The 22,304-nt window shown below is 62.5% G+C and carries 22 protein-coding genes and 1 riboswitch; of the genes, 16 read left to right on the top strand and 6 right to left on the bottom strand.

Annotated features, from left to right (window positions below; all coding sequences use genetic code 11):
* Positions 1 to 17 precede the first annotated feature (17 nt).
* Together thiS and GOEFS_RS05845 are read left to right on the top strand one after the other, a co-directional pair.
* Positions 18 to 215: a sulfur carrier protein ThiS gene (gene thiS, locus GOEFS_RS05850; RefSeq protein WP_007316971.1), complete on the top strand. Its 198-nt coding sequence runs from the start codon at positions 18 to 20 to the stop codon at positions 213 to 215.
* Complete coding sequence (locus tag GOEFS_RS05845) at positions 208 to 966, top strand: thiazole synthase (RefSeq protein ID WP_007316970.1); 759 nt, start codon at positions 208 to 210, stop codon at positions 964 to 966. Before thiS ends, GOEFS_RS05845 begins: the two co-directional genes overlap by 8 nt.
* Positions 967 to 981: 15 nt before the next feature.
* Here GOEFS_RS05845 and GOEFS_RS05840 read toward each other — a convergent pair whose 3' ends face one another.
* On the bottom strand, positions 982 to 1,467 hold the full coding sequence (locus GOEFS_RS05840; protein ID WP_007316969.1) for a MarR family winged helix-turn-helix transcriptional regulator: 486 nt from the start codon (positions 1,465 to 1,467) through the stop codon (positions 982 to 984).
* A gap of 23 nt (positions 1,468 to 1,490) precedes the next feature.
* Between GOEFS_RS05840 and GOEFS_RS05835 the strand changes: the two genes are divergently transcribed.
* The 8 genes from GOEFS_RS05835 (at position 1,491) to GOEFS_RS05805 (ending at position 11,111) form a co-directional block, all read left to right on the top strand.
* Entirely contained in the window at positions 1,491 to 1,868 is a 378-nt protein-coding gene (locus GOEFS_RS05835; RefSeq protein ID WP_007316968.1) for a cupin domain-containing protein, read from the top strand.
* A gap of 19 nt (positions 1,869 to 1,887) precedes the next feature.
* Positions 1,888 to 2,826, top strand: coding sequence for an ABC transporter ATP-binding protein (locus GOEFS_RS05830; RefSeq protein WP_007316967.1), 939 nt, complete (start codon positions 1,888 to 1,890; stop codon positions 2,824 to 2,826).
* 425 nt (positions 2,827 to 3,251) lie between these two features.
* Entirely contained in the window at positions 3,252 to 3,350 is a 99-nt protein-coding gene (locus tag GOEFS_RS22790; RefSeq protein WP_083837245.1) for a potassium-transporting ATPase subunit F, read from the top strand.
* Positions 3,350 to 5,035, top strand: coding sequence for a potassium-transporting ATPase subunit KdpA (gene kdpA / locus GOEFS_RS05825; RefSeq protein WP_007316966.1), 1,686 nt, complete (start codon positions 3,350 to 3,352; stop codon positions 5,033 to 5,035). The genes GOEFS_RS22790 and kdpA overlap by 1 nt, the downstream gene beginning before the upstream one ends.
* A gap of 53 nt (positions 5,036 to 5,088) precedes the next feature.
* Complete coding sequence (kdpB, locus tag GOEFS_RS05820) at positions 5,089 to 7,170, top strand: potassium-transporting ATPase subunit KdpB (protein WP_050949801.1); 2,082 nt, start codon at positions 5,089 to 5,091, stop codon at positions 7,168 to 7,170.
* Between the two features lie 8 nt (positions 7,171 to 7,178).
* Complete coding sequence (locus GOEFS_RS05815) at positions 7,179 to 7,811, top strand: potassium-transporting ATPase subunit C (RefSeq protein WP_007316964.1); 633 nt, start codon at positions 7,179 to 7,181, stop codon at positions 7,809 to 7,811.
* A 41-nt stretch (positions 7,812 to 7,852) separates the two neighbouring features.
* Complete coding sequence (locus GOEFS_RS05810; protein WP_007316963.1) at positions 7,853 to 10,429, top strand: sensor histidine kinase; 2,577 nt, start codon at positions 7,853 to 7,855, stop codon at positions 10,427 to 10,429.
* On the top strand, positions 10,413 to 11,111 hold the full coding sequence (locus tag GOEFS_RS05805; protein ID WP_007316962.1) for a response regulator: 699 nt from the start codon (positions 10,413 to 10,415) through the stop codon (positions 11,109 to 11,111). Before GOEFS_RS05810 ends, GOEFS_RS05805 begins: the two co-directional genes overlap by 17 nt.
* A gap of 98 nt (positions 11,112 to 11,209) precedes the next feature.
* On the opposite strand, the gene thiD is transcribed toward GOEFS_RS05805, so the two are convergent.
* On the bottom strand, positions 11,210 to 12,010 hold the full coding sequence (thiD, locus tag GOEFS_RS05800; RefSeq protein ID WP_050949800.1) for a bifunctional hydroxymethylpyrimidine kinase/phosphomethylpyrimidine kinase: 801 nt from the start codon (positions 12,008 to 12,010) through the stop codon (positions 11,210 to 11,212).
* Between the two features lie 59 nt (positions 12,011 to 12,069).
* Complete coding sequence (thiC, locus tag GOEFS_RS05795; protein WP_007316960.1) at positions 12,070 to 13,737, bottom strand: phosphomethylpyrimidine synthase ThiC; 1,668 nt, start codon at positions 13,735 to 13,737, stop codon at positions 12,070 to 12,072.
* A riboswitch (TPP riboswitch) is annotated at positions 13,730 to 13,843 on the bottom strand. (Overlaps the previous gene by 8 nt.)
* 255 nt (positions 13,844 to 14,098) lie before the next feature.
* On the opposite strand from thiC, the gene GOEFS_RS05790 reads away from it, so the two are divergent.
* Positions 14,099 to 14,443 (top strand): GNAT family N-acetyltransferase, encoded by a 345-nt coding sequence (locus GOEFS_RS05790; RefSeq protein ID WP_007316959.1) that lies wholly within the window; start codon positions 14,099 to 14,101, stop codon positions 14,441 to 14,443.
* Between the two features lie 12 nt (positions 14,444 to 14,455).
* On the opposite strand, the gene GOEFS_RS05785 is transcribed toward GOEFS_RS05790, so the two are convergent.
* Positions 14,456 to 14,725, bottom strand: coding sequence for a hypothetical protein (locus GOEFS_RS05785; protein ID WP_007316958.1), 270 nt, complete (start codon positions 14,723 to 14,725; stop codon positions 14,456 to 14,458).
* Positions 14,726 to 14,964: 239 nt separating this feature from the next.
* Between GOEFS_RS05785 and GOEFS_RS05780 the strand changes: the two genes are divergently transcribed.
* Positions 14,965 to 15,726 carry a siderophore-interacting protein gene (locus GOEFS_RS05780; protein WP_007316957.1) on the top strand — a complete coding sequence of 254 codons (762 nt, stop codon included), beginning with the start codon at positions 14,965 to 14,967 and terminating at the stop codon, positions 15,724 to 15,726.
* 28 nt (positions 15,727 to 15,754) lie between these two features.
* On the opposite strand, the gene GOEFS_RS05775 is transcribed toward GOEFS_RS05780, so the two are convergent.
* Positions 15,755 to 16,252 carry a lipoprotein LpqH gene (locus GOEFS_RS05775; RefSeq protein WP_007316956.1) on the bottom strand — a complete coding sequence of 166 codons (498 nt, stop codon included), beginning with the start codon at positions 16,250 to 16,252 and terminating at the stop codon, positions 15,755 to 15,757.
* 283 nt (positions 16,253 to 16,535) lie between these two features.
* The gene (locus GOEFS_RS05770; RefSeq protein WP_007316955.1) at positions 16,536 to 18,188 is read right to left on the bottom strand and encodes a (2,3-dihydroxybenzoyl)adenylate synthase; all 1,653 of its coding nucleotides are present in this window, start codon (positions 18,186 to 18,188) and stop codon (positions 16,536 to 16,538) included.
* Positions 18,189 to 18,350: 162 nt separating this feature from the next.
* On the opposite strand from GOEFS_RS05770, the gene GOEFS_RS05765 reads away from it, so the two are divergent.
* Genes GOEFS_RS05765 through GOEFS_RS05750 form a run of 4 tightly spaced genes read left to right on the top strand, consistent with a single transcriptional unit; the run spans position 18,351 to position 22,280 of the window.
* Positions 18,351 to 19,682: a salicylate synthase gene (locus GOEFS_RS05765; RefSeq protein ID WP_007316954.1), complete on the top strand. Its 1,332-nt coding sequence runs from the start codon at positions 18,351 to 18,353 to the stop codon at positions 19,680 to 19,682.
* Between the two features lie 44 nt (positions 19,683 to 19,726).
* A complete protein-coding gene (locus tag GOEFS_RS05760; protein WP_007316953.1) occupies positions 19,727 to 20,680 on the top strand; it encodes a daunorubicin resistance protein DrrA family ABC transporter ATP-binding protein in 954 nt (317 codons plus the stop codon).
* Positions 20,677 to 21,480, top strand: coding sequence for an ABC transporter permease (locus GOEFS_RS05755; RefSeq protein ID WP_007316952.1), 804 nt, complete (start codon positions 20,677 to 20,679; stop codon positions 21,478 to 21,480). The genes GOEFS_RS05760 and GOEFS_RS05755 overlap by 4 nt, the downstream gene beginning before the upstream one ends.
* Positions 21,477 to 22,280, top strand: a complete 804-nt coding sequence (locus tag GOEFS_RS05750) for an ABC transporter permease (RefSeq protein ID WP_007316951.1) — start codon at positions 21,477 to 21,479, stop codon at positions 22,278 to 22,280. Before GOEFS_RS05755 ends, GOEFS_RS05750 begins: the two co-directional genes overlap by 4 nt.
* Positions 22,281 to 22,304 lie beyond the last annotated feature (24 nt).

The following is a 22,304-nucleotide window of genomic DNA, read 5'->3' as shown; positions in this document are numbered from 1 at the left end:
AAGACTTAGGAGAATCCATGACAATCACCGTCAACGGCGATGACACCGAAGTGGCGGCCGATGTGACCGTTGCGGGACTTGTTGTTCAGTTGGAGTTGCCGGAAACCGGTATCGCCGTCGCGGTTGATGGATTTGTTGTGCCGCAGGGAAATTGGAACAGGCAGATCCCCATTGGAGCGAAAGTGGACATCGTGACGGCGGTGCAGGGTGGCTGATGTGTTCACCGTCGCTGGCCGCGAGTTCACGTCGCGGCTGATCACCGGAACCGGTGGGGCGTCGAATCTTGCTGTGCTGGAACGGGCATTGGTGGCATCGGGCACCGAGCTAACCACCGTCGCGATGCGGCGGATATCGCCGTCGAGCGGGACCGGGCTGCTGGATATGTTGCGCCGATTGGAGATTGCGGTGTTACCCAACACCGCCGGGTGTCATACGACTGCGGAGGCCGTGCTGACGGCGCAACTGGGGCGTGAGGCTATCGGGACTGATCTGGTGAAACTCGAGGTCATCGCCGACGACACCACCTTGCTGCCTGACCCCGTCGAATTACTTGACGCCGCACGGACACTCGTCGCCGATGGCTTCGTGGTGTTGGCATACACAAACGACGATCCGGTATTGGCGTCGCGACTTGAGGATGCCGGTGTGGCAGCCGTAATGCCACTAGGTTCGCCGATCGGGACCGGGTTAGGTATCCGGAATCCTCACAATATCGAAATGATCGTGTCGCGAGCGTCGGTGCCAGTGGTACTCGATGCCGGTATCGGAACCGCCAGCGACGCCGCGCTGGCGATGGAGTTAGGTTGTGACGCAGTGCTTCTCGCGACCGCGGTCACCCGCGCCGACGACCCGGAGTTGATGGCGAGCGCGATGCGGCACGCTGTCCTCGCCGGGCGCCAGGCGCTCTTGGCTGGCCGGATTCCCAAGCGTTTCTGGGCACAGGCGTCGTCGCCGTCGCGGAGTTAAGGCAGGCCAGGCGACCTATTCGGACCAGGCCGCAAGATCCAGAGGTATTGGTTTGCCGGACACTATGATTCGAAGTGTCGTGAGTAACTTGTTCACCTCGTCTGTGCCGGCTCTGATCTGCCATCGGCCCACCACCTTGTCGAATGCGTGCGCGGATGCCGCCAGGAAAGCTTGGCCGCGCGCGGTAGGGGTGATTACCTTGCGACGCGAGTCTGCCGAGTCGACTGTCCGTGTGACGTAGCCGCCTTCTTCTAGGCGCGCAATAGTTTTGGCGACCGCCTGTTTGGTCACACCGAGTCTGTCCGCCAGCTGAGCGGCAGTCCGGCCGGAACCGATTGCCTGCAAGGTGAATCCGTGGATTGGTCGGGCGTCCTCGAACCCGCCTTCTGCCAGCAACTCGTGCGCCTCGTCGACAAAGGTCCGGAACGCCCCCATCAGCGCGAAGGCCAACTCTCCGCCAAAATCTTGATAGACAACCGGGTTGTCGTTATAGTCAACCATGTTGTCTATTATAGGAGGACGCAATGACGATCGTTGCGGCGGATAGCCATCGTTCCGTTACCACCCCGAATGCCACTATGACGACGTTGGCCTCACCGACGTTGGGCGAGGCGTCGGCGAGTTTGTGGAGAGTTGAGATGGAACCTGGCGCCCAGGGGCCCGAACACGCTTTTGTCGGCGAGGTTCTCTGGACGATTACCGAGGGAACCGCCACGCTCATCCTCGCGGGCGTGGAGTCCGAAGTTCGCGCTGGAGATACCGCGGTGCTCCCAGCCGACGTGCCGCGCACGTGGATTGCGGGCGCCGATGGCTTCATCGCGCTCGTCACAACCTCGGCGCCCGGAGGCGTATGGCGCGACGGCGACCCCGACACGGTCGCGGTGCCGCCGTGGGTGCGGTGAACTCCATTACGCTGCCTACATGATCTCCGTCGAGAATTTGACCAAGGTCTACGGCAACACAGTCGCTGTGGACCATGTCTCCTTCGACGTGCGCCCCGGCGTGGTGACCGGGTTCCTCGGGCCCAACGGTGCCGGGAAGACGACAACCATGCGAATGATGCTCGGTCTGGACCGCCCGACCGACGGTAGGGTCACCTTCGACGGTCAGCCCTACACCAAATTCACCACGCCACTGCGGCATGTCGGCGCTTTACTCGACGCGAAGTGGGTGCACCCCAATCGCAGTGCGCGGTCACACCTGCGCTGGCTTGCCGCGTCGAACGGGATCGACCGTGGTCGAGTCGACCAGGTCCTCGACATGGTTGGCCTTTCCGATGTGGCCGGGAAACGTGCTGGCGGCTTCTCGCTCGGTATGTCGCAGCGACTTGGACTGGCCGCCGCGCTGATCGGTGACCCGGCGGTTCTGCTGTTCGACGAGCCGGTGAACGGACTCGATCCCGAGGGGATCGTCTGGATCAGAAATTTCATGAAACAGCTTGCCGCGCAAGGCCGGACGGTGCTCGTATCTTCCCATCTGCTCACCGAGATGTCGTTGACCGCGGATCATGTGGTGGTGATTGGCCGGGGACGAATCATCGCGAACTGCACGATTGGCGAGTTCACCAGCTCGGCTCGACAGACCGTGCGAGTGCGCAGTCCTCAGCTTCAGCAGCTCGGCGATACTCTGGTGCGTGGCGGTATCGCCGTGCGCCCGGACAACACCGCCGACGGCACGCCCGCGATCGTCATCGACGGCGCGAGTACCGAACAGGTCGGCGAACTCGCTGCGCAACACGCGATTACCTTGCATGAACTGTCCGCGGTTACGGCGTCGCTCGAAGACGTCTTCATGGCGATGACGGCCGACGCCGTGCAGTATCGTGCGCCGGGCGTTGGGCAGCCTCCCGCGAAGCGATGACCGGAGGCGCGACGACGCCCGACCCGCCACTTACTCCGCTATTCGCCTGAACGGCCGGGTGCGACCGTCGCCGTCCTCGCAATCGCCTGAGCCCGATACCTCGACCGCCGCCGAGACGTTGCTCGGATTGGCGGTCGCGGCCATCGTCGGAATAGGTGTGTCGGCGATCCTGCGTCGTCGATCGCGAGCGTAAAGATTTCGTAGAGATCCCAGGTCACAGTGTGCGGAATGCGTTAAGAACGCGCCCGCTGGCTGTATTCGGTCGCACAGTGAGATCTGCGGCCGCGATCCTCATCGCGCCGAGATGATCAGCGAGTGAGTGGAGAGTGAAGCACGATGGCGGACGTTGCCTACCTGTGCGCGATAGTCGTTGGAATCCTGTTGTGCCTGTTGGTGATCCGTGCCGTAGCGCGCCGGAACCAATCATGACCGCCGCCGGAGTGACCAGTGTTGTGCTGGTCATCATCGCGCTCGCCGTCGTCGGCTATCTGCTGGCGGCTCTGGTGTATCCGGAAAGGTTCTAATGTCACCCGCACTTGCCGCGACACTGCAGATCTTGCTTGTCGTCTTCTTTCTGGCGGCCGCGTACGTTCCGCTCGGCGACTATATGGCCCGTGTCTATACCGGAACCCGAGACCTTGCACCCGAACGGTGGATCTACCGAGCAGCTCGCGTTGACCCGGCCCGCGGCCAGACCTGGATCGGCTATGCCGTTGCGGTCGTCGCCTTCAGTGGTGCAGGGATCGTGTTTCTCTATGTACTGCAACGTATTCAGCAGTGGCTGCCGATGTCGGGCGGACATTCCTCGATCAATCCCGCGACCGCCTTCAACACTGCCATCTCATTCGTGGCCAATACCAACTGGCAGTCCTACTCACCGGAGCAGGTGATGGGAAACCTGACCCAGATGGCTGGACTCGCGGTCCAGAACTTCGTCTCTGCCGCAGTCGGATTGGCGGTCGCCATCGCCCTCATCCGGGGCATCATCAGTCGCGGCGATCCGCAATTGGGCAATTTTTGGGTCGACTTGGTGCGTGGCTGCGTACGTATCCTGTTGCCGATCGCCGCACTTATCGCGTTGGTCTTTCTCACTCAAGGAGCCATTCAATCCTTCCACTCAGGATTCGGTTTCACCGGGCTCGACGGCGTCGATCACCGAAGTGTCGTCGGTCCGTTCGCCTCACAGGAATCCATAAAACTGTTGGGCACCAACGGTGGTGGTACCTTAGCCGCCAACTCGGCCCATCCATTCTCCAACCCGACGCCGCTGAGCAATATCGTGCAGATTCTGGCGATCCTGTTGATACCCGTCTGTCTCACCCGGACTTACGGTTCGCTGGTTCGCGACCATCGCCAGGGTCTGACTCTGCTCGGCGTCATGACAGTTCTATTCGGCATCGTGCTCAGTGTTGCGTGGCTTGCGGAGTCGCGCTCCTCGGGCGTTGCCGGAAATGCCGCGGGTGCCATGCTCGAGGGCAAAGAACAGCGATTCGGAGTACCGGCATCGGTGCTGTTCGGTGTTGCTACGACCGGAACATCAACTGGCGCGGTCAATTCGGCCCATGACAGCTTTTCGCCAGCCGGTGGCGGTGCCCTGTTATGGAACATGCTCCTCGGCGAGGTCGCGCCCGGCGGCGTTGGCACCGGCCTGTACGGCCTCCTGGTGCTGGCAATAATCGCCGTCTTCGTGGGCGGTCTACTCGTCGGACGCACGCCGCTGTTCCGAGGCAAACATATTGGACAGCGGGAGATCACCGTCGCGGTCCTGTCGATCTTGGTTATGCCGATGCTAGTGCTGACGGGAGCGGCGATTACGTTGATCTTGCCGTCTACCAGTGGGTTTCAGAGCAATGGTGGTGATCCCGGTTCGGTGAACGCCATCCACGGCTTCAGCGAAGTGCTCTACGCATACGCATCCGCCGCCAACAACAACGGCAGTGCGTTCGGCGGCCTCACCGTCACCAGCGATTGGTTCCAGACATCACTGGGACTGGCCATGCTGTTTGGCCGGCTACTGCCGATTATCTTCACCCTCGCGCTTGCCGGTCTGTTGGCGTCGCAGAAACCCAGATCCTCGACGTCAAGCGCTACTTTGCCGACACACGGTGCTCTGTATGGCACCTTGCTTACCGGCACGGTGGTACTCGTTGCCGGATTGACCTTCTTCCCAGCGATGGCGCTGGGACCGATCGCGGAGGCACTGGCGTGACAACGACGCGTGAACCTCAAACACACACCGAGACAACGGAATCCGGGAAAGTCATCGATTCGGGCGCGGATGCGCACCGGGTGTCGGCCGGCGCGTTCTCGCCGCGCCAGATGCTCACCGCCCTGCCGCTGGCGGTGCGCAAGCTGACACCGCGAGCGCAGGCGCGCAACCCGGTGATGTTTGTCGTCTACCTGGGATCTGTGCTCACTCTCGTGCTCGCGTGCTGGCATCCCTCGGTATTCGCGTTCGGCGTCACCATCTGGCTGTGGTTCACCGTTCTGTTCGCCAACCTCGCCGAGGCAGTGGCTGAAGGGCGCGGTCGAGCGCAGGCCGACAGCCTGCGAAAAGTCAAGCGCGACACCATCGGCCGCCGACTCAACGCAGATGGCACCATCACAGAGGTGCCCGGCGCAGAACTGGTTATCGGCGACCGCATCGTCGTGGAAGCCGGCGAAGTGATCGCCGGTGACGGCGATGTCGTCGAAGGCATCGCGACTGTTGACGAGTCGGCGATCACTGGCGAGTCGGCACCGGTCATCCGCGAATCGGGCGGTGATCGCAGTGCGGTCACTGGCGGCACGACAGTTCTCTCGGACCGAATCGTTGTCGAGATAATGACTCCGCCAGGTGAGTCCTTCGTCGACCGGATGATCGCACTCGTCGAGGGGGCCTCGCGAAAGAAGACGCCCAACGAGATCGCGCTCGACATTCTGCTAGCCGGACTCACAGTCGTATTCCTGCTTGCCGTTGTCGCCATCGGACCTATGCAGTCCTACAGCGGTGCGCAGGCTGATCCGGTGAAACTCATTGCGCTGCTGGTGTGTTTGATTCCGACTACGATTGGCGCGTTACTCAGTTCGATCGGAATCGCCGGTATGGATCGGCTGGTTCAGCGGAACGTTCTCGCGATGTCCGGCCGCGCTGTGGAGGCTGCCGGCGACGTCGACACCCTGCTCATGGACAAGACCGGAACCATCACCTTCGGGAACCGCCGCGCAACCGCGCTCTGGCCGTCTCCTGGAGTAACTGACGACCAAATGACCCGTGCCGCATGCGAATCGAGCCTCGCCGATGACACTCCCGAGGGCCGCAGCATCATCGAACTGTGCCTCGAGCGCGGCGGTGCTCAGACTGCCAGCATCGTCGACCGCGCCGACGATGCCGAGGGTGTGGTGATTGTGCCCTTCACCGCGCAGACCCGGATGAGCGGGCGAGATATCCCCGAGGGCACCGGAATCCGCCGACTTCGCAAGGGGGCCGCCGACGCCGTCCTCTCCTGGGTCCGCGACGCCGATGGCGCCGTGCCGACCGAAACCGAGATCCGCGTCGAGGAGATCGCCTCGGCCGGCGGTACCCCGTTGGTGGTGGCGTATGCCGACGACAGCACCGCACCCGAGGTGGTAGGCGTCATCGAGCTTACCGACGTGGTGAAACCCGGTATGGCGCAACGGTTCGCCGAGCTTCGTGCGATGGGTATTCGTACCGTTATGGTCACCGGTGACAACCCGCTGACCGCTGCGTCGATTGCCGAGCAGGCCGGTGTCGACGACTTCGTCGCGGAGGCTACTCCGGAAGACAAGTTGGCGTTGATTCGATCGGAGCAGTCCGGCGGCCGCCTCGTCGCGATGACCGGTGATGGCACCAATGACGCACCGGCACTGGCGCAGGCCGATGTCGGGCTGGCGATGAACACCGGAACGTCCGCCGCCAAAGAGGCTGGCAACATGGTCGACCTGGATTCGGACCCGTCCAAACTCATCGAGGTGGTCGCGATCGGCAAACAGTTGCTGATCACCCGAGGCGCCTTGACCACATTCTCGTTGGCAAACGATCTCGCAAAGTATTTCGCCATCTTGCCCGCGATGTTCAGCGCCGTCTATCCGCAACTGGACAGTCTCAACATCATGCGGTTGGGCTCACCGAATTCTGCGATCATCTCCGCGGTCATCTTCAACGCGCTCATCATCATCGCGCTGATTCCGTTGTCGCTCAAAGGGGTTCGATACCGACCGAGTTCGGCCCAACGCTTGTTGGGGCGCAATCTCGTGGTGTACGGACTGGGCGGCGTGATCACACCGTTCGTCGGGATATGGCTTATCGATCTGATAGTCCGGCTGTTGCCGGGCATGGGCTAGGAGCAACGATGACCAACCTTCTGAAGACATTCGGACGACAACTGGCCGTCGGTTTCGCGGTGCTAGCGGCGTTGACCGTGCTGTTGGGAGTGGCCTACCCGGCGGGAGTATGGCTCGTCTCGCGCATCGATTCCCATGCCGCCGAAGGCGATCAACTGACCGATGCGAAAGGCTGTGGGGTCGGGTCGGCATTGATCGGGGTGGATCCGAAACCAGCCGCAGGGCAGCCAGATTGGTACCTGCACTCCCGAGTCGCGGGAACAGCGGACGATGCCATGGCCGCGGGCGACCCAGCGTCGTCGGCCGCGAGCAATCTCGGCCCGAACAATCCAGATCTGCAGACACGGATCGAGCTGCGCCGGAGCTATATCGCCGCGCGCGACGGGGTGGCGCCGTCCGCCGTTCCCGTGGACGCCGTAACCGGTTCCGGTTCTGGGCTCGACCCCGACATCAGCGCCGCTTACGCGAATCTCCAGGTAGCGCGGATCGCTCGGGAGGGGCGGCTGCCGGAATCGAAGGTGCGGCAGATCCTCGACGACAACACGACGGGCCGGCAGTGGGGCTTTCTCGGACAGCCCAGGGTGAACGTTATGCGGGTCAACCTCGCGCTGGGGCATGTCGCAGCGGTGTGTCACACGTAGGTGCGCGACCGGCGGATAGGGCGAACAGTATCGTCGAATCTATGACCGAGGGCGCGTCACCGAAGGACGGTGAAGGACACCAGCGTGGTGCACTCACGGTGTTCCTCGGCTGCGCCCCCGGCGTCGGAAAGACATACGAGATGCTGCAGCACGCACACGCACTTGTCTCCGAGGGACGCGACGTCGTTGTAGGTGTCGTGGAGTCACACGGGCGTGCGGCGACGGCGGCTCTCGTCGACGGGTTGGAGGTCATTGCCCCGACGTCCTATTCGTACCGGGATACCGTGCTGTGGGAGATGGACCTGACCGCGGTGCTTGAGCGGACACCGGAGGTGGTGCTGGTCGACGAACTCGCGCACACCAATGCGGTCGGAGCCAAGCATGCCAAACGTTGGCAAGACATCGACGCGTTACGCGCGGCCGGCATCGATGTCGTCACGACGGTGAATATTCAGCATCTCGACTCGCTCAATGACGTCGTCGAGCAGATTACCGGTGTCACACAGCGGGAAACCGTACCCGACGCCGTCGTACGTGCCGCCGACCAAATCGAGTTGGTCGATATCGCGCCAGAAGCGTTGCAGCAGAGGCTCACTGCCGGAAAGGTGTATCCGGCTGAGCGGGTACATGGTGCGCTGGCGAACTACTTCCGCCGCGGGAATCTGACCGCGCTGCGTGAGTTGGCACTCTTGTGGCTCGCCGATCGAGTAGACGAATCGCTCGCGACCTATCGCGCCGAACATAACATCACCGCCACCTGGGAGGCGCGCGAGCGTGTGGTGGTGGCGGTCACCGGCGGGCCGGAATCGGCGACGCTGCTGCGGCGGGCCAGTCGGATCGCTTCGCGATCGGGCGCCGAACTCATTGTCGTGCATGTGATCTCCGACGATGGTCTGATGGATCCGGCCACCTCGGATCTCGCCGAACTCACTCGACTGGCACAAGGATTCTCCGCTCAGGTGCACACCGTCGTCGGCGACGACATTCCCAGCGCACTATTGGACTTCGCTCGGTCGGTCAACGCGACACAGTTGGTGCTGGGCACCTCGCGTCGCTCGCGGTGGCGACGGCTGCTCTCCGAAGGTGCGGGCGCTGCCGTCGTGCGAGATTCCGGGAAGATCGACGTTCACATGGTCACCCACGACCAATCCGCGAAGCGACGCAACTACTTGGATATCCGGCGATCTCGCTTCCGCCGTCCCTTGAGTTGGGCTGCGGCAGTTGTGGTTCCGCTCGCGGCGTCGGCGGCGATCAGTGTCGTCGACCGGTGGCTCAACGTCGGTAGCGAGTCGGCGATCTTCTTCGCGGTGATCTTGGCGGTGTCCTTGCTGGGCGGCTGGGGACCGGCGGCGCTGTCCGCGCTGGTGTCGGCTTTGCTGCTCAACTGGCTCTTTACCGCCCCGCGCCACACGTTGACGATCTCCGAGCCAGCCAACGTGATCACGATCGTCGTCATGTTCGCGGTCGCGATAGCTGTTGCGGTACTGGTGGATTCGGTGGCCGCTCGACGTGTCGAGGCGCAGCGTGCCGCGCGCGATGCCGAGGTCATCGCCACGTTCTCGTCTGCGGCGATGCGCGGCGACGGCATCGAATCGTTGCTCGCTCAAGTGCGCGAAGCCTATGCGCAGCAAGGTGTTTGCTTGTTGCGCGACCATGGTGGCGGCCAGACGGTCGTCGCGGGCGTCGGTGACGCTCCCACCGGGGTGGCCGATGCTGACACGGTGTGTTCGGTTTCTGACGGTGAGTTCGCCCTGCTGTTGCGCGGGCCGGTGGTAGCGGTCCGCGAGCGGCGTGTGTTGGATGCGGTCGCCGCCCAGGTCGCCGGTGTGGTCACTCGCCGCGAACTGGCCGAACGTGCCGCCGATGCCCAGGCGGTCGCGGCTGCCGACCAGTTGCGCGGGGCGCTGTTGTCCGCGGTGAGCCACGATCTGCGGACGCCGCTCGCCGCGATCAAAGCGGCCGCATCGAGTTTGCGCGCGACCGACGTCACGTTCAGCGCCTACGACACCGCGGAACTATTGGCCGGTATCGAAGAATCAACTGATCATCTCACCGCCATCGTCGGCAACCTGCTTGATTCCTCCCGCCTCGCGGCCGGGGTGGTAACCGCCCATCCGCAGTTAGTCGCGGTCGAGGAGATCGTTGACCGCGTGATCGCCACATTGCCGCCCACTGTTGACGGCACACCCGTGTCAGCACTGATTGAAAATCGCACCGCTGGCATCGTGGCCTTCGCCGATGTCGGTCTGCTAGAACGCGTCTTGGCCAACGTGATCGACAATGCCGTGCGGCACAGCGGCTCCGGACAGAATGATGCCGGCCGACCCGCGGTCGAAGTTACCGCGCGCTATGTTGCGACGGCGGGCGGGCGATGTCGCATCCTGGTCGTCGACCATGGCGCCGGCGTCTCGGAACGGGAACGTCAGGCGATGTTCGCGGCATTCACTCGACTTGGCGATCGCAATGCTAGCGCTGGTGTGGGACTGGGGCTCTCGGTGGCGCGTGGTTTCGTTGAGGCGATGGCCGGCACCATCCACGCCGGGCAGACCGCGGGCGGCGGATTGACCATGGTGATCGAGTTGCCGAGCGAGGAGGGAATCGATGGCGTCGTCGCCTGAACGAGTCCGCGTGTTGATCGTCGATGACGAACCCGCGTTGCTACGTGCGTTGCGAATCAATCTCAACGCCAGGGGATTTGACGTGGCGGTGGCGGCTACCGGGGCTCAGGCGCTCACACTGGCCGCCCGCCATCGACCCGACGTTGTGGTGCTGGATCTCGGCTTGCCGGATATGGATGGTCGGACCGTGCTGGACGGGTTGCGAGGCTGGACCAACGTGCCTGTGATCGTACTGTCGGCTCGTACCGATGCGATGGACAAAGTCGATGCTCTCGACGCCGGCGCCGACGACTACGTGACGAAACCCTTTGGCATGGAAGAGTTTCTGGCTCGGTTGCGCGCCGCGGTGCGTCGTGGTGCGGTCGGAACGCGGGTCGACAAACCGGTGGTGACCACCCAAACCTTCACCGTCGATCTCGGCGCGAAACGTGTGACCCGCGACGGTGTCGATGTTCACCTGACACCCACCGAGTGGGGAATCCTCGAGTTACTGGCCAACAACGTCGGGCAGCTGGTCACCCAGGCGGAACTGCTGAATTCGGTATGGGGGCCAGCGTACGCCGGCCAAAACCACTACCTACGAGTCTATTTGGCAGGGCTGCGACGAAAGCTGGAAACAGACCCCACTCACCCCCGACACCTGATCACCGAACAGGGGATGGGGTACCGGTTGGTCGAGTAGGGATGTCCAGTGGGGACTAGATTCTTGCTGAGTTCATCAGGCGCGCATGCCAATCGAGAAGGCGTTGGAAGAGTGTGCGACAAGGCGATCAACCTCGGCTACTCCGCTTCCGACACCCGCCACAGCGGGTTCACCGGACCATGCCCGGCACCGAGGGGATAGGCCCACCGCAACCCTTCGGTGACCCATGATTTGGCGAACCGGACGGCGTCGGGGACGGAAAACCCATGTGCCAGAGCCGCTGTGATCGCCGCCGCCAGGGTGTCTCCCGCTCCGTGGTCGTGGCCGGTCGCGATGCGCTCGGCGGTGAACTCGTGCTGTTCGCTACCGTCGCTGAGGAGGTCGGGACTGTATTGAGAACTCCGTAGGTGGCCACCTTTGACCAACGCCCACCGTGCTCCGAGATCCAGCAGTGCTCGTGCGGCATCATGTTGTGACGCAGGGTCGTTGACCTCGATACCGGTGATCAGACGTACCTCGTCCAGGTTCGGGGTCACCACGGTGGCGCGCGGAATTAACTTGGTACGCAACGCATCGAATGCCTCAGCTGCCAGCAGCGGGTCGCCATGCATCGAGGCTGCCACCGGATCGACGACCAGCGGTGTGTCGTGGTCGCGCCCGATGCCGAGGTCGTCGGCGGTATGCGCGACCGATTCGATAATCGCCCCTGATGCCAACATGCCAGTCTTCGCGGCATTCACCCCGATGTCGGTGACGACCGAAGTCATTTGAGCGGCAACGATTTCCGGATCGATGGCGACGAAGTCACTCACGCCGACAGTGTTTTGCACCGTCACAGCGGTGACGGCGACACACGCATGAAGACCGAGGAGTGCGAACGTTCGCATATCCGCCTGAATCCCAGCTCCGCCGCCGGAATCTGAGCCGGCGACGGTCATCACCCGGATCGGCGTCGCACCGATCCGGGCGGTGGGGAGCAGCGGAATACTGTTGTGGCTCAAGCGGTTCCGATACTCTCGACGGTGTCCAGCGGCAGATAGACCCGATTGCCGGCGTCGATGAACTCCTGCGATTTGGCTGCCATCTCCGCGGCGATCTTGCGGTCGATATCCTCGGTGGTCACCAAGTTGTTCTCTTCGGCGTAGGCACGCACGTCAGCGGAGATACGCATCGAGCAGAACTTTGGGCCGCACATCGAGCAGAAGTGAGCCGTCTTCGCGGGCTCGGCCGGCATCGTCTCGTCGTGGTACTCGCGGGCGGTGTCGGGGTCCAGAGCAAGATTGAACTGGTCGGTCCAGCGAAACTCGAAGCGCGCCTTGCTCAATGCGTTGTCGCGGTCTTGCGCGCGAGGATGGCCTTTCGCGAGATCGGCCGAATGCGCGGCGATCTTGTAGGTGATCACGCCTACCTTCACGTCGTCGCGATTGGGCAGCCCGAGGTGCTCCTTCGGCGTTACGTAGCAGAGCATCGCGGTACCGGCCTGGGCGATCATCGCAGCGCCGATCGCGGAGGTGATGTGGTCATACGCCGGTGCGATATCGGTGGCGAGTGGCCCAAGTGTGTAGAACGGCGCCTCCTCGCAGAGTTCTTCCTCGAGGCGAACATTCTCAGCGATCTTGTGCATTGGCACGTGGCCGGGTCCCTCGATCATTACCTGCACGCCAAAGGATTTCGCGATCTTCGTGAGTTCTCCAAGGGTGCGCAACTCGGCGAACTGGGCCTCGTCGTTCGCGTCGGCGATGGAACCGGGACGCAGGCCGTCGCCGAGTGAGAACGTGATGTCGTACTGCGCGAAGATCTCGCAGAGTTCGTTGAAATGCGTATAGAGGAAGGATTCTTCGTGGTGCGCAAGGCACCAGGCCGCCATGATCGATCCGCCGCGCGACACGATTCCGGTGACCCGACGTGCCGTCAGCGGCACATAGCGAAGCAGAACTCCGGCGTGCACGGTCATGTAGTCGACGCCCTGCTCTGCCTGCTCGATTACGGTGTCGCGGTACAACTCCCAGGTGAGTTTGGTTGGATCACCGTTGACCTTTTCCAACGCTTGATAGATCGGGACCGTCCCGACGGGTACCGGTGAATTGCGCATGATCCACTCGCGGGTCTGATGAATGTCTTTGCCGGTGGACAGATCCATGACTGTGTCGGCACCCCATCGGGTCGCCCACACCATCTTCTCGACCTCCTCCGCGATCGATGAGGTTACCGCGGAGTTGCCGATATTCGCATTGACTTTGACCGCGAATGCCTTGCCGATGATCATCGGCTCGCATTCGGGGTGGCGATGATTCGCGGGAATGACGGCGCGTCCGATGGCGACCTCGCTACGGACCAACTCGGGATCGACGCCTTCGCGCGCGGCGATGAAACGCATTTCGTCGGTAATGATGCCAGCGCGAGCCCAGGCCAGTTGCGTAGCCGCGCCGCCGACGGCCTGGGGTTTGGTCCATGATTCGCGAGTGCGGGCAAGTCCGGCTTCGACGTCGATAACGGCGTTGGTGTCGGTATAGGGACCGGACGTGTCGTACAGATCGAGGTACTCGCCGTTGGTCAGATTCACCCGACGTTGGGGAACTCTCAGATGGTCGAGTTCGAGGTAGCGCTTGTTGCTGCCTTCGATCGGTCCAGTGGTGATCTCGGTAGCGGATACAGGTGTGCCCATAATTTCAACTCCCTACGCCGGCATTATCCGGACAGGTTCCGGCGGTCGGCGACCGTCCTGTCGCCATCTCAGCCCTCGGTTCGTGAGAGCCCCCGCGTGTTCATTTGTGATGTGCGCCCAACACGTTACCGCTGTGGCCGTCAAGATGCGTCACCTCGCCACCGAATGCGCGCAATGTCCGAGTTATCGGATGTGACGCAAGTGGTAAAGATTAATTAATGGGGAAATTGATCGCATTTTGCATACAGAACGGAAACAGGTGACAAATCGACGTCACGTTGGCTCGCTGGCGTGGATATTCGCCGCTATGCTGTGACTAGAGTCACAACTTGGCCGGCTTTCCTGGGAGTAAGGAGTCAGAGTGCAGTTCAAACGTCGTCATCGCCCGCCGCAATCGGCGCAGGCCATCCTGCAGCGAATCGCCGAGGTTGTGCACAATCCAACGCGTGAACGCTTCGAGTTGTGGGTCGCCGGCGACCTGGTAGGTGTGCTCGGATATCAGACCGAGACATCACCCGAGGGGTCGGTGATAACCGTGCTCCACACCGTTATCTACGACGAATACACCGGGCATGGTCTGGGTACCAGACTTACCCGTGGAGCACTCGACTACGCGCGGGAACAAGGTGCGCGCATCCGCCCGGTCTGCACCTTCACCAAGCAGTACCTTGACGCCCATCCGGGGGTTGTGCCGATTGCGGCGTGACGCGCAGATCGACTATTGACGCGTCCGGCCCTCACGCAGCGCTGCTGGCTGTAAACGACTGTTGGCCAAGCGAATTCCAGCGGTCATCGTCGCGGCCACGACGAGGGCGACACTAATTGCTGCCGACCAACTCGCCCCAATCGCGGTGAGGGTTCCAGATGACGAGCCGGTGCCGGCCTTTGCGTACAGCACCACCAAAGCGAGCGAGGCCAGTGAGCCGTAGGCGGTCATCATCACACCGAGCCATTGCGGGATTTGCCGGTCGCGCTTTCGGGTGCTCATTGCGCGATCCTAACGTTGATGGGGATTGTCGGCTGGGGAAGTCGCGAGATCGCCTGAACTGATTGCGGGCTCATCACTCGAGCATGCCCCGGGTCGCTGAGCAAATGATGAGCAATGCCGATGACCTGTGCGTTTACGGCGTGTTGCCCCGAGGCCGCGACCGCTCCGGGTTGGTTAGATAGGTTAGCCTAAGTTACTTCAGGTAGGGTGGCCGTCGAATCTAGCGAAGGGTGCGCCAAATGGCTGACGCGTCAACACAAACATTGTCCCGCGGTTGGCAGGGGCGAGTACTCAAGCTCTTGGGAGCTGATGACTTCGTCTTCACTGTTACCAGCAACGAGTCGATTACCGACGACTACGTGCGGCTCGGTTTCACCGGCGGCGGGCTGCTGGCCTCACGGCCGATCCATCCGACGATGTGGGTGCGACTTTGGTTCGAGGACAACGGCAAACTGCACCAGCGTGGGTACACGCTCGTCGATACCGATCTTGCCGCCGACACCTTCTACATCGAGTTCGCCATCCACGACGGCACCGCGGCGCGGTGGGCGCAGGCCGCCGAACCTGGCGACCAGATCAACGCCACCTTCATGGGATCGAAGTTCGCATACCCGGAACCGGCGCCGTCGGGATGGCTGATTGTCGGAGATTCCGCTGCGCTCCCGGCGATCAATTCACTTCTCGAAGCCATCGACGGATCGTCGAATCCGGCTGCGGCGGCGACTATTTGGTTCGAAGTAAGCCACGCCTCCGAGCGCACGCTGCCCATGAAGACGCGCGCGCAGGACACTGTTCATTACGTCGACCGAACCGATGGCGGTGCCGATCTGATCGCCGCGGTCACCGCGCAAGCTTTTGACGCCACGGGTCAATTCGGTTGGGTAGCAACAGAATCGGTATCGACAAGAGCTATTACCGCGGTCTTGCGCAACGACTACAAACTTGGCCGCAAAGGCGTTAAGTCGCAGGCGTATTGGATCTACGGGCGTTCATTCGGGTAGACCCGCCATCGGTCCGACAGAGGTTGGATTAGGGGCAGGTGACCTTGATTTCGAAGGACTTCTTCGATGGCGCGGTGGGATTGGCCATATCGACGCCGGTTACATTGCCGGTAATCGTGTAGTTCTTGCCGTCTTTGGTGGCCTTGGCATCCCCTCCGGGGACGCCCTTGGACCAGCCCAGCGCCTGCCCGTTGGTGGCGCCGAGGCCGACCGACTCAACCTCAGGGTTATCTCCAGTAGTCAGCGTGGCGCCAACGGCGGCGCTCCCGGCCGAGGTGCTGTCGCCGATGGCGATCATGACTTTGCCCGCGGTTTCGTTGCAGACCACCGTCTTTGACGACATTTCCAGCGGCTTGCCATCGACAGTCACCGAGGCCTCACCGCCCGTACCCATCGCGGTGCTCATCGCAGTGGTATTTCCGGTGTTATCGCCGCTATCGCTTGACGAATCATCGGAACACGCACCCAGGGCGCCGACAAGGCCGATAGCGCCGACGCTGGCGACGAGGATCTGAATCTTTCGCATGACTACTCCTGATTGGTTGATGTACTCGGTGCTGCTGCCATGCCGGCGAGCTGGAATAAAAACTAATCGGGAAAGGGGCAAACCGATCGTAGATCGGAATACTTGGATCGGTCCAGATCTAGATAATCGTTTGTGCTGCTTAGTATTTCGGCTTTGCTCGATTCCGAACGGGCGCGTGAACACGAAATAATGTGTGGTGATTTACATTTTCCATTCGCGGTGCCGTAGCACGTCGTCGACATCAACCGAGACTAGGTGTGGAACACCATAATTGGGGTCGGCACTACTGGGTGTCGGCGAGCAATTCGGCGCGCAGTGCCGACTTATCGATCTTTCCGACCGCGGTCACCGGCAATTTGCCGGCGATAGCGATGGCGTCGGGAAGTTTGAACGAGGCGAGCCCGCGGTCGGTGAGATACTTCCGGACCGCGGGTAGGTCAAGTCCATCGGCATCGGATCGATCGAAAGGCGGCACAAGAACGGCGCAGATCTTTTCGCCGAGCATGTCGTCGGGCAAGCCGACGACGGCGGCCTGACTGATATTCGGATGTGCCAACAGCGCCTCTTCGATGTCGTCGGCCGCTACGTTCTCGCCGGCGCGGACGATGGTGTCTTTGATCCGACCGGTCACCGCGAGGTGTCCCGAGAGCAGACGCCGAACCTGATCGCCGGATCGATAGAAGCCATCTTCGGTAAACGATCGCGCGTTATGTTCGTCGGCGCGGTAGTAACCGCGAATCGTGTAGGGGCCGCGGACGAGCAATTCGCCATCGGTCCCATCGGGGACGTCGTTGCCCTGTTCGTCGACGACGCGTACCTCGTCGTATTCCGACATCGGTTGCCCCTGGACCTCGTGGACCAGTTCGCGGGGATCGTCGAGTCGGGTGTAACAGATGAGGCCCTCGGCCATGCCGAAGACTTGTTGGATGGCGTTCGGAAACGCGGCGTCCGCGGCCTGTGCGTCCGGGCGGGCCAGTTTGGCGCCGCCGACCTGGAGCAGCCGCAGCGAGCTGATATCGGCGGGCTCCCATTCGCTTGCGGCACACCATAATTGGGTCAGCGCCGGAACCAACGCGGTGACGGTGACGCCATAGTCCTCGATCAGGTCGAAGGTGTTGTCCGGGCTGGCGACGTCGGTGAACACGATGTGGCCGCCGACTGAGAGCATTCCGAGCAGGCCTGGGCAGCATAGCGGGAAGTTGTGTGCGCCGGGCAGCACGACCAGGTAGGTATCGTCGGCTGACAGTTCCGCTATCGCGGCCGATTGTCGCGCGTTGTAGGTGTAGTCGTTGTGGGTGCGCGCGATCAGCTTGGGGAGTCCAGTGGTGCCGCCGGAGACGAGGAATAACGCGGGGAGGTCGGGATCGGCGGGTGAGGGGAGGGCGATCGAGCCGGGGTCCGCATCGGGCAGCGCGATGAACTCGCCCGGGTCGCCGTCGATAAAGACGTGCTCGACGGTGGGCACCCTGATGCGCAGTTCGGCGGCGAGTGTTCGGTAGTCGAAGCCGCGCCGACGATCCTCGCCGATATACGCGACCGCCCCCGATCGGTCTGCGAGTCCGGCGATCTCGGAGATTCGATGAGCGGGAAGAGTCATCACCGGGACCACTCCGGCACGCAGCAGGGCCAACAACGTGATAGCGAACGCGCCGGAGTTATTCAACTGCAGAACTATCCGCTGGCCGGGGCGTAGCCCGGCGTTGGCGAATCCCGCGGCTCGGCGTGCTACCGCGGCATCCAACTCGGCGTAGGTAAGCGTGACTGGCCCATCGATCGACGCATCGGTAATCGCGGGTGAATTCGCTCGATTGGCAACTGCCCACTCGTAGATTCGCCAAAGAGGCTGATTGTCGAATATGTCCGCTTTTCGGTATGTCTGTGCCGCAATTTCAGGATGTGCGTGATAGCCGACGGTGAGGTCGCTGGGGGAATCCACGGGGGTTATTAAAACATGGATCTTTAGGTTAGCCTTATGATAATTCCTGCGACGAAGCTAACAGTGGGTTTTGTACGATTCTAGGTTAGGCTGACCTAAGACCCAGCCGAGTCCTTGCCTCCGATAACCCCACGTCAACCCATGTTCGAGGAATGAAACATCATGTCGCTGACCACCGACCAGCAGAATGTCGATCACTCGCTATCCGCGATCACTCCTGAGCAGGCTGCTCGGATTTGTGCAGCATGGGCCGACGAAGGAAGTTTCGGCGATCACGTTGTATACGAACGTGACGGGCGATGGGTATTTGCGGCCGGTGCTCGGGTCCGCATCGTATTGACCAAAGATACGATCACGGTCACTCGCGACGCCGACCAGACTTCGCGCGGATGGGCCGGTGATCCGTCTATCGCGCTCGACGCCGCGCTGCGTGCTCTTGATCTGCCACAGTGGCGGGTCTATGGCTGGGTGGGTTTCGACTTCTGTGCTTCACACCACGACCTGACCGACCGGGTGCTCGACGATGCGGTTCTGGCGCATCTGATCGTTCCCGAGTTTGAAGCCTATGTCGACGCGACAGGTATCGATACTAGTTCGGTTGACCCGGTCCGTGCCGAGCGGCTACATGAAATCGCAAGTAACACTGGCCAATTGGCGGAATCGGCGCCGATCGACGTGACCGCCGACGTTGACGACTACCGAGGCCGGGTCGCTACCGCGGTCGCCGAGATCCGTCGCGGTGACTATCAGAAGGTCATCATGTCGCGCCGGGTGTCCATCCCATTTTCGGTCGATATGCCCGCGACCTACGCGCGGGGCCGAGCGGGAAATAACCCGGCGCGGTCTTTCCTGCTCTCCCTGGGGTCACTAGAGGCAGCCGGATTCAGCCCGGAACTCGTGGTGGCCGTCGACGAGCGCGGCACGGTGGTAACCGAGCCCCTGGCCGGAACACGCGCATTCGGACGATCGGCACAGCAGGACTCGTCGGCGCGCGCGGAATTGGTCTCGGATTCGAAAGAGATCGCCGAGCATGCGATTTCGGTACGAGCGTGCTTTGACGAGATCGAGTCGATCGCGGTTGCCGACTCCACCGCGGTGAGTGAGTTTATGGTGGTCCGCGAGCGGGGCAGCGTGCAGCACCTCGCATCGACGGTGCGCGGCTCGCTCGATCCCGCCGCCGGACCGTGGCGCGCGCTGGCCGTGTTGTTCCCGTCGATTACCGCCTCCGGTATCCCGAAGCGGGAAGCTATCGAAGCGATCTACCGCCTCGAACCGCATGGCCGTGAGTTGTATTCCGGCGCGGTGCTGACGGCGTCGTCGGCCGGTGACCTCGAAGCGACGCTCGCGCTGCGGACCGCCTTCTCCGACGACGGCCAGGCATGGCTCTGCGCGGGCGCGGGCGTCGTCGATCAGTCCACCCCCGACCGCGAATTCGAGGAGACCTGCGAAAAGCTCGGCAGCGTCGCACCTTTCGTGGTGCCCGCCGCCGACTGATCTGGTCAACACGTGCCGATGAATCACCTAAGGAGGGCGTAGCCATGCCCATTGTTGAACTCGAAGACTTGGTCAAGAGCTATGGCGGACCGCGGGTCCTCGATGGTGTCTCGATGGAGATTTCTGAGGGGCAAATCCTTGGGTTGCTCGGCCCCAACGGAAGCGGAAAGACCACGACGGTATCCATCCTGTCGACCTTGCTGCGGCCCGACGGCGGGCGTGCGTCGATCTGCGGCTACGACGTCGCATCGCAGGCTGCGAAGGTCCGCGAGGTTATCTCGCTCACCGGCCAGTACGCGTCGCTCGACGGTGCGTTGACTGTTCGCGAGAATGTGACGATGTTCGGGCGGCTGACCGGTCTGGGCCGCCGCGACGTCGCGGGACGGATCGACGAGGTCATCGAGACATTTGGACTCGGAGAGTTCGTCGATCGCAAAGTTTCGGCGTTGTCGGGCGGTATGCGTCGCCGCGCGGATATCGCCTGCGCGCTGGTTACTCGCCCGCGAGTGTTGTTTCTCGACGAGCCGACAACCGGCTTGGACCCACAGAGTAGGGCGGCGGTCTGGCAGACCGTGGCCGCGCTACGCGACGAGGGCATCACGGTACTGCTGACGACCCAATATCTGGAGGAAGCCGACCGGCTCGCGGACAATATCGTCATGCTCGATCACGGCTCGGTCGTGCTGTCCGGAACTCCCGAGCAGTTGAAAGGCCTTGCCGGCGCGGCGATTTGCGACGTCACCCTGGCTGACGGCGCCGATCTGCCACGCGCCGAGGAGGTATTGGCACGGTTCGATCCGGCTCCCGGCGATACCGTCGCCGGTGCGCGCCCGAAGATTTCGCTGGCCGCGCCGGACGGACTCGATTCGATCGGCACGGTTGTCTCGGTGTTGCAGGAGGCCGCTATCGACGTCTCCGACATCGCGTTGCGTCGGCCGTCGTTGGACGAAGTGTTCTTCCGATTCGTCTCCGATGTGCCCGCGGAGCAACGATCATGACCCTTCTCGACACCCGGCCGGACGGCCGGGTGCCGGCGCGCGATTCGATCGCCGCGCCGACCGCACTCTCGGTGCTGACGGCCCGATTGATGCGGGCCGGGGTGCGCGAAGGGCAATTCTTCTTCTCGTTCGGTTCGCCGATCGTGTTCTTCGTCTGCCTGTACGTGCCGCTGTACCGTCGCTTCGCCGCCTACGACGGCGGGTACGCGCAATATCTGACCCCGGTGATCATCCTGCAGGCCGCGATGTTCGCGGCGATCATCTCGGCGGAGATCGCCGCTGCCGAGGCGCAGGACGGTGTCCGCGACCGACTTGCCTCGTTGCCGATGGAACGATGGCTGCCGGTAGCCTCCAGAATTCTCTACGCGGCCGTACGAATTCTCGTCGCTACCGCCGGTGCGGTCGTGATCGGCTCGGCGTTTGGGTTCAGATTCCACGGATCATGGTGGCAGAGTGCGCAATTCGTAGTACTCGCTATCGTGTTCGCGGTTGGTCTGTCGATGCTGACCGATTCGCTCGCGCAGATCGCGGCCCATCCGGACAGCCTGGTGCAGATCCTGATGATTCCGCAATTGCTTCTAGTCATGCTGTCCACCGGACTGGTTCCCGCACAAGCGTTTCCGGACTGGATCGCCCCGGTGGTGCGCAACCAGCCGGTGTCAATCTTCTCCGATTCGATGCGCACGCTCAGTAACGGTGTTGCGCCGCACTACCTTCCGGTCGTGGCGTGGTCGCTCGGATTGCTCGTCGCCGGGGTGGTCGCGGTGATGGTTGCGGCACGGTCGGAGGTCCGACGATGACGACGCTGTCCACACCTCCGGTATCGGCGTCGCGCGCCCCGGTGGATGTACTTACTCAGTCGGCGGTGCATTGTGGTGCGCTGCTTCGCGCGTGGCTCCGTGATCCCGGTGTGATCATTCAGGCATTAGTCTTTCCCGCCTTCCTGCTCATCATGTTCCAGGTGGTCTTCGGCAAGTCGACCACCGCGATCGGTGCTGGGCAGAGCATCTTCGGCAATGCCGGACTGGTCGCGCTCGTTGGCGCGATGCAAGGCACCATGCTGACTGGCGTCGCCCTGATCAACGACCGTGACAGTGGACTGCTCAGCAGATTGTGGACGCTGCCGGTACCGCGATCGGGATTTCTGCTCGGGAGAATTCTCGCCGAAGCTGTCCGCATTCTGGCGGGCACCGTCGTTCTGCTCGTATTCGCGATGACGATGGGCTTTCGGTTCGAGCAGGGATTGTTGGCTGGCCTCGGCGCGGTATTGGTTCCGGTGTTGTTCGGAGTGGCGTGGGCGTGGGTGGTGATAGCGCTCGCGACCGTATCCGGCAAGGCGCAGATCCAGTACCTCGGCGTGCTGTTCTTGGTGCTGCTGTTCTTCAATACGGGTTTCGCTCCGGCGACCGAATATCCGGGGTGGCTACAGCCGATTGTCGAATATCAGCCGATGAGCCCGGCGATCGACACCATGGTCGCGCTGACCGAAGGCGGTCCGATCGCGGTGCCGCTGTCGTTGACCGTGGGGTGGGCCGTGGCGATCTCGGCGGTCTTCGGAGTACTTGCCGCGCGTGGTTACCGCCGTGCGGTCCAGGGATAGCAGGTTAGGGATAGAGGAAGACAC

Origin of the sequence: Gordonia effusa NBRC 100432, from assembly GCF_000241305.1 — a bacterium.
GTDB classification, from domain to species: Bacteria; Actinomycetota; Actinomycetes; order Mycobacteriales; family Mycobacteriaceae; genus Gordonia; species Gordonia effusa.
Note: the sequence above shows the minus strand (reverse complement) of the source record. Positions and strands in the feature narration are given on the sequence as shown.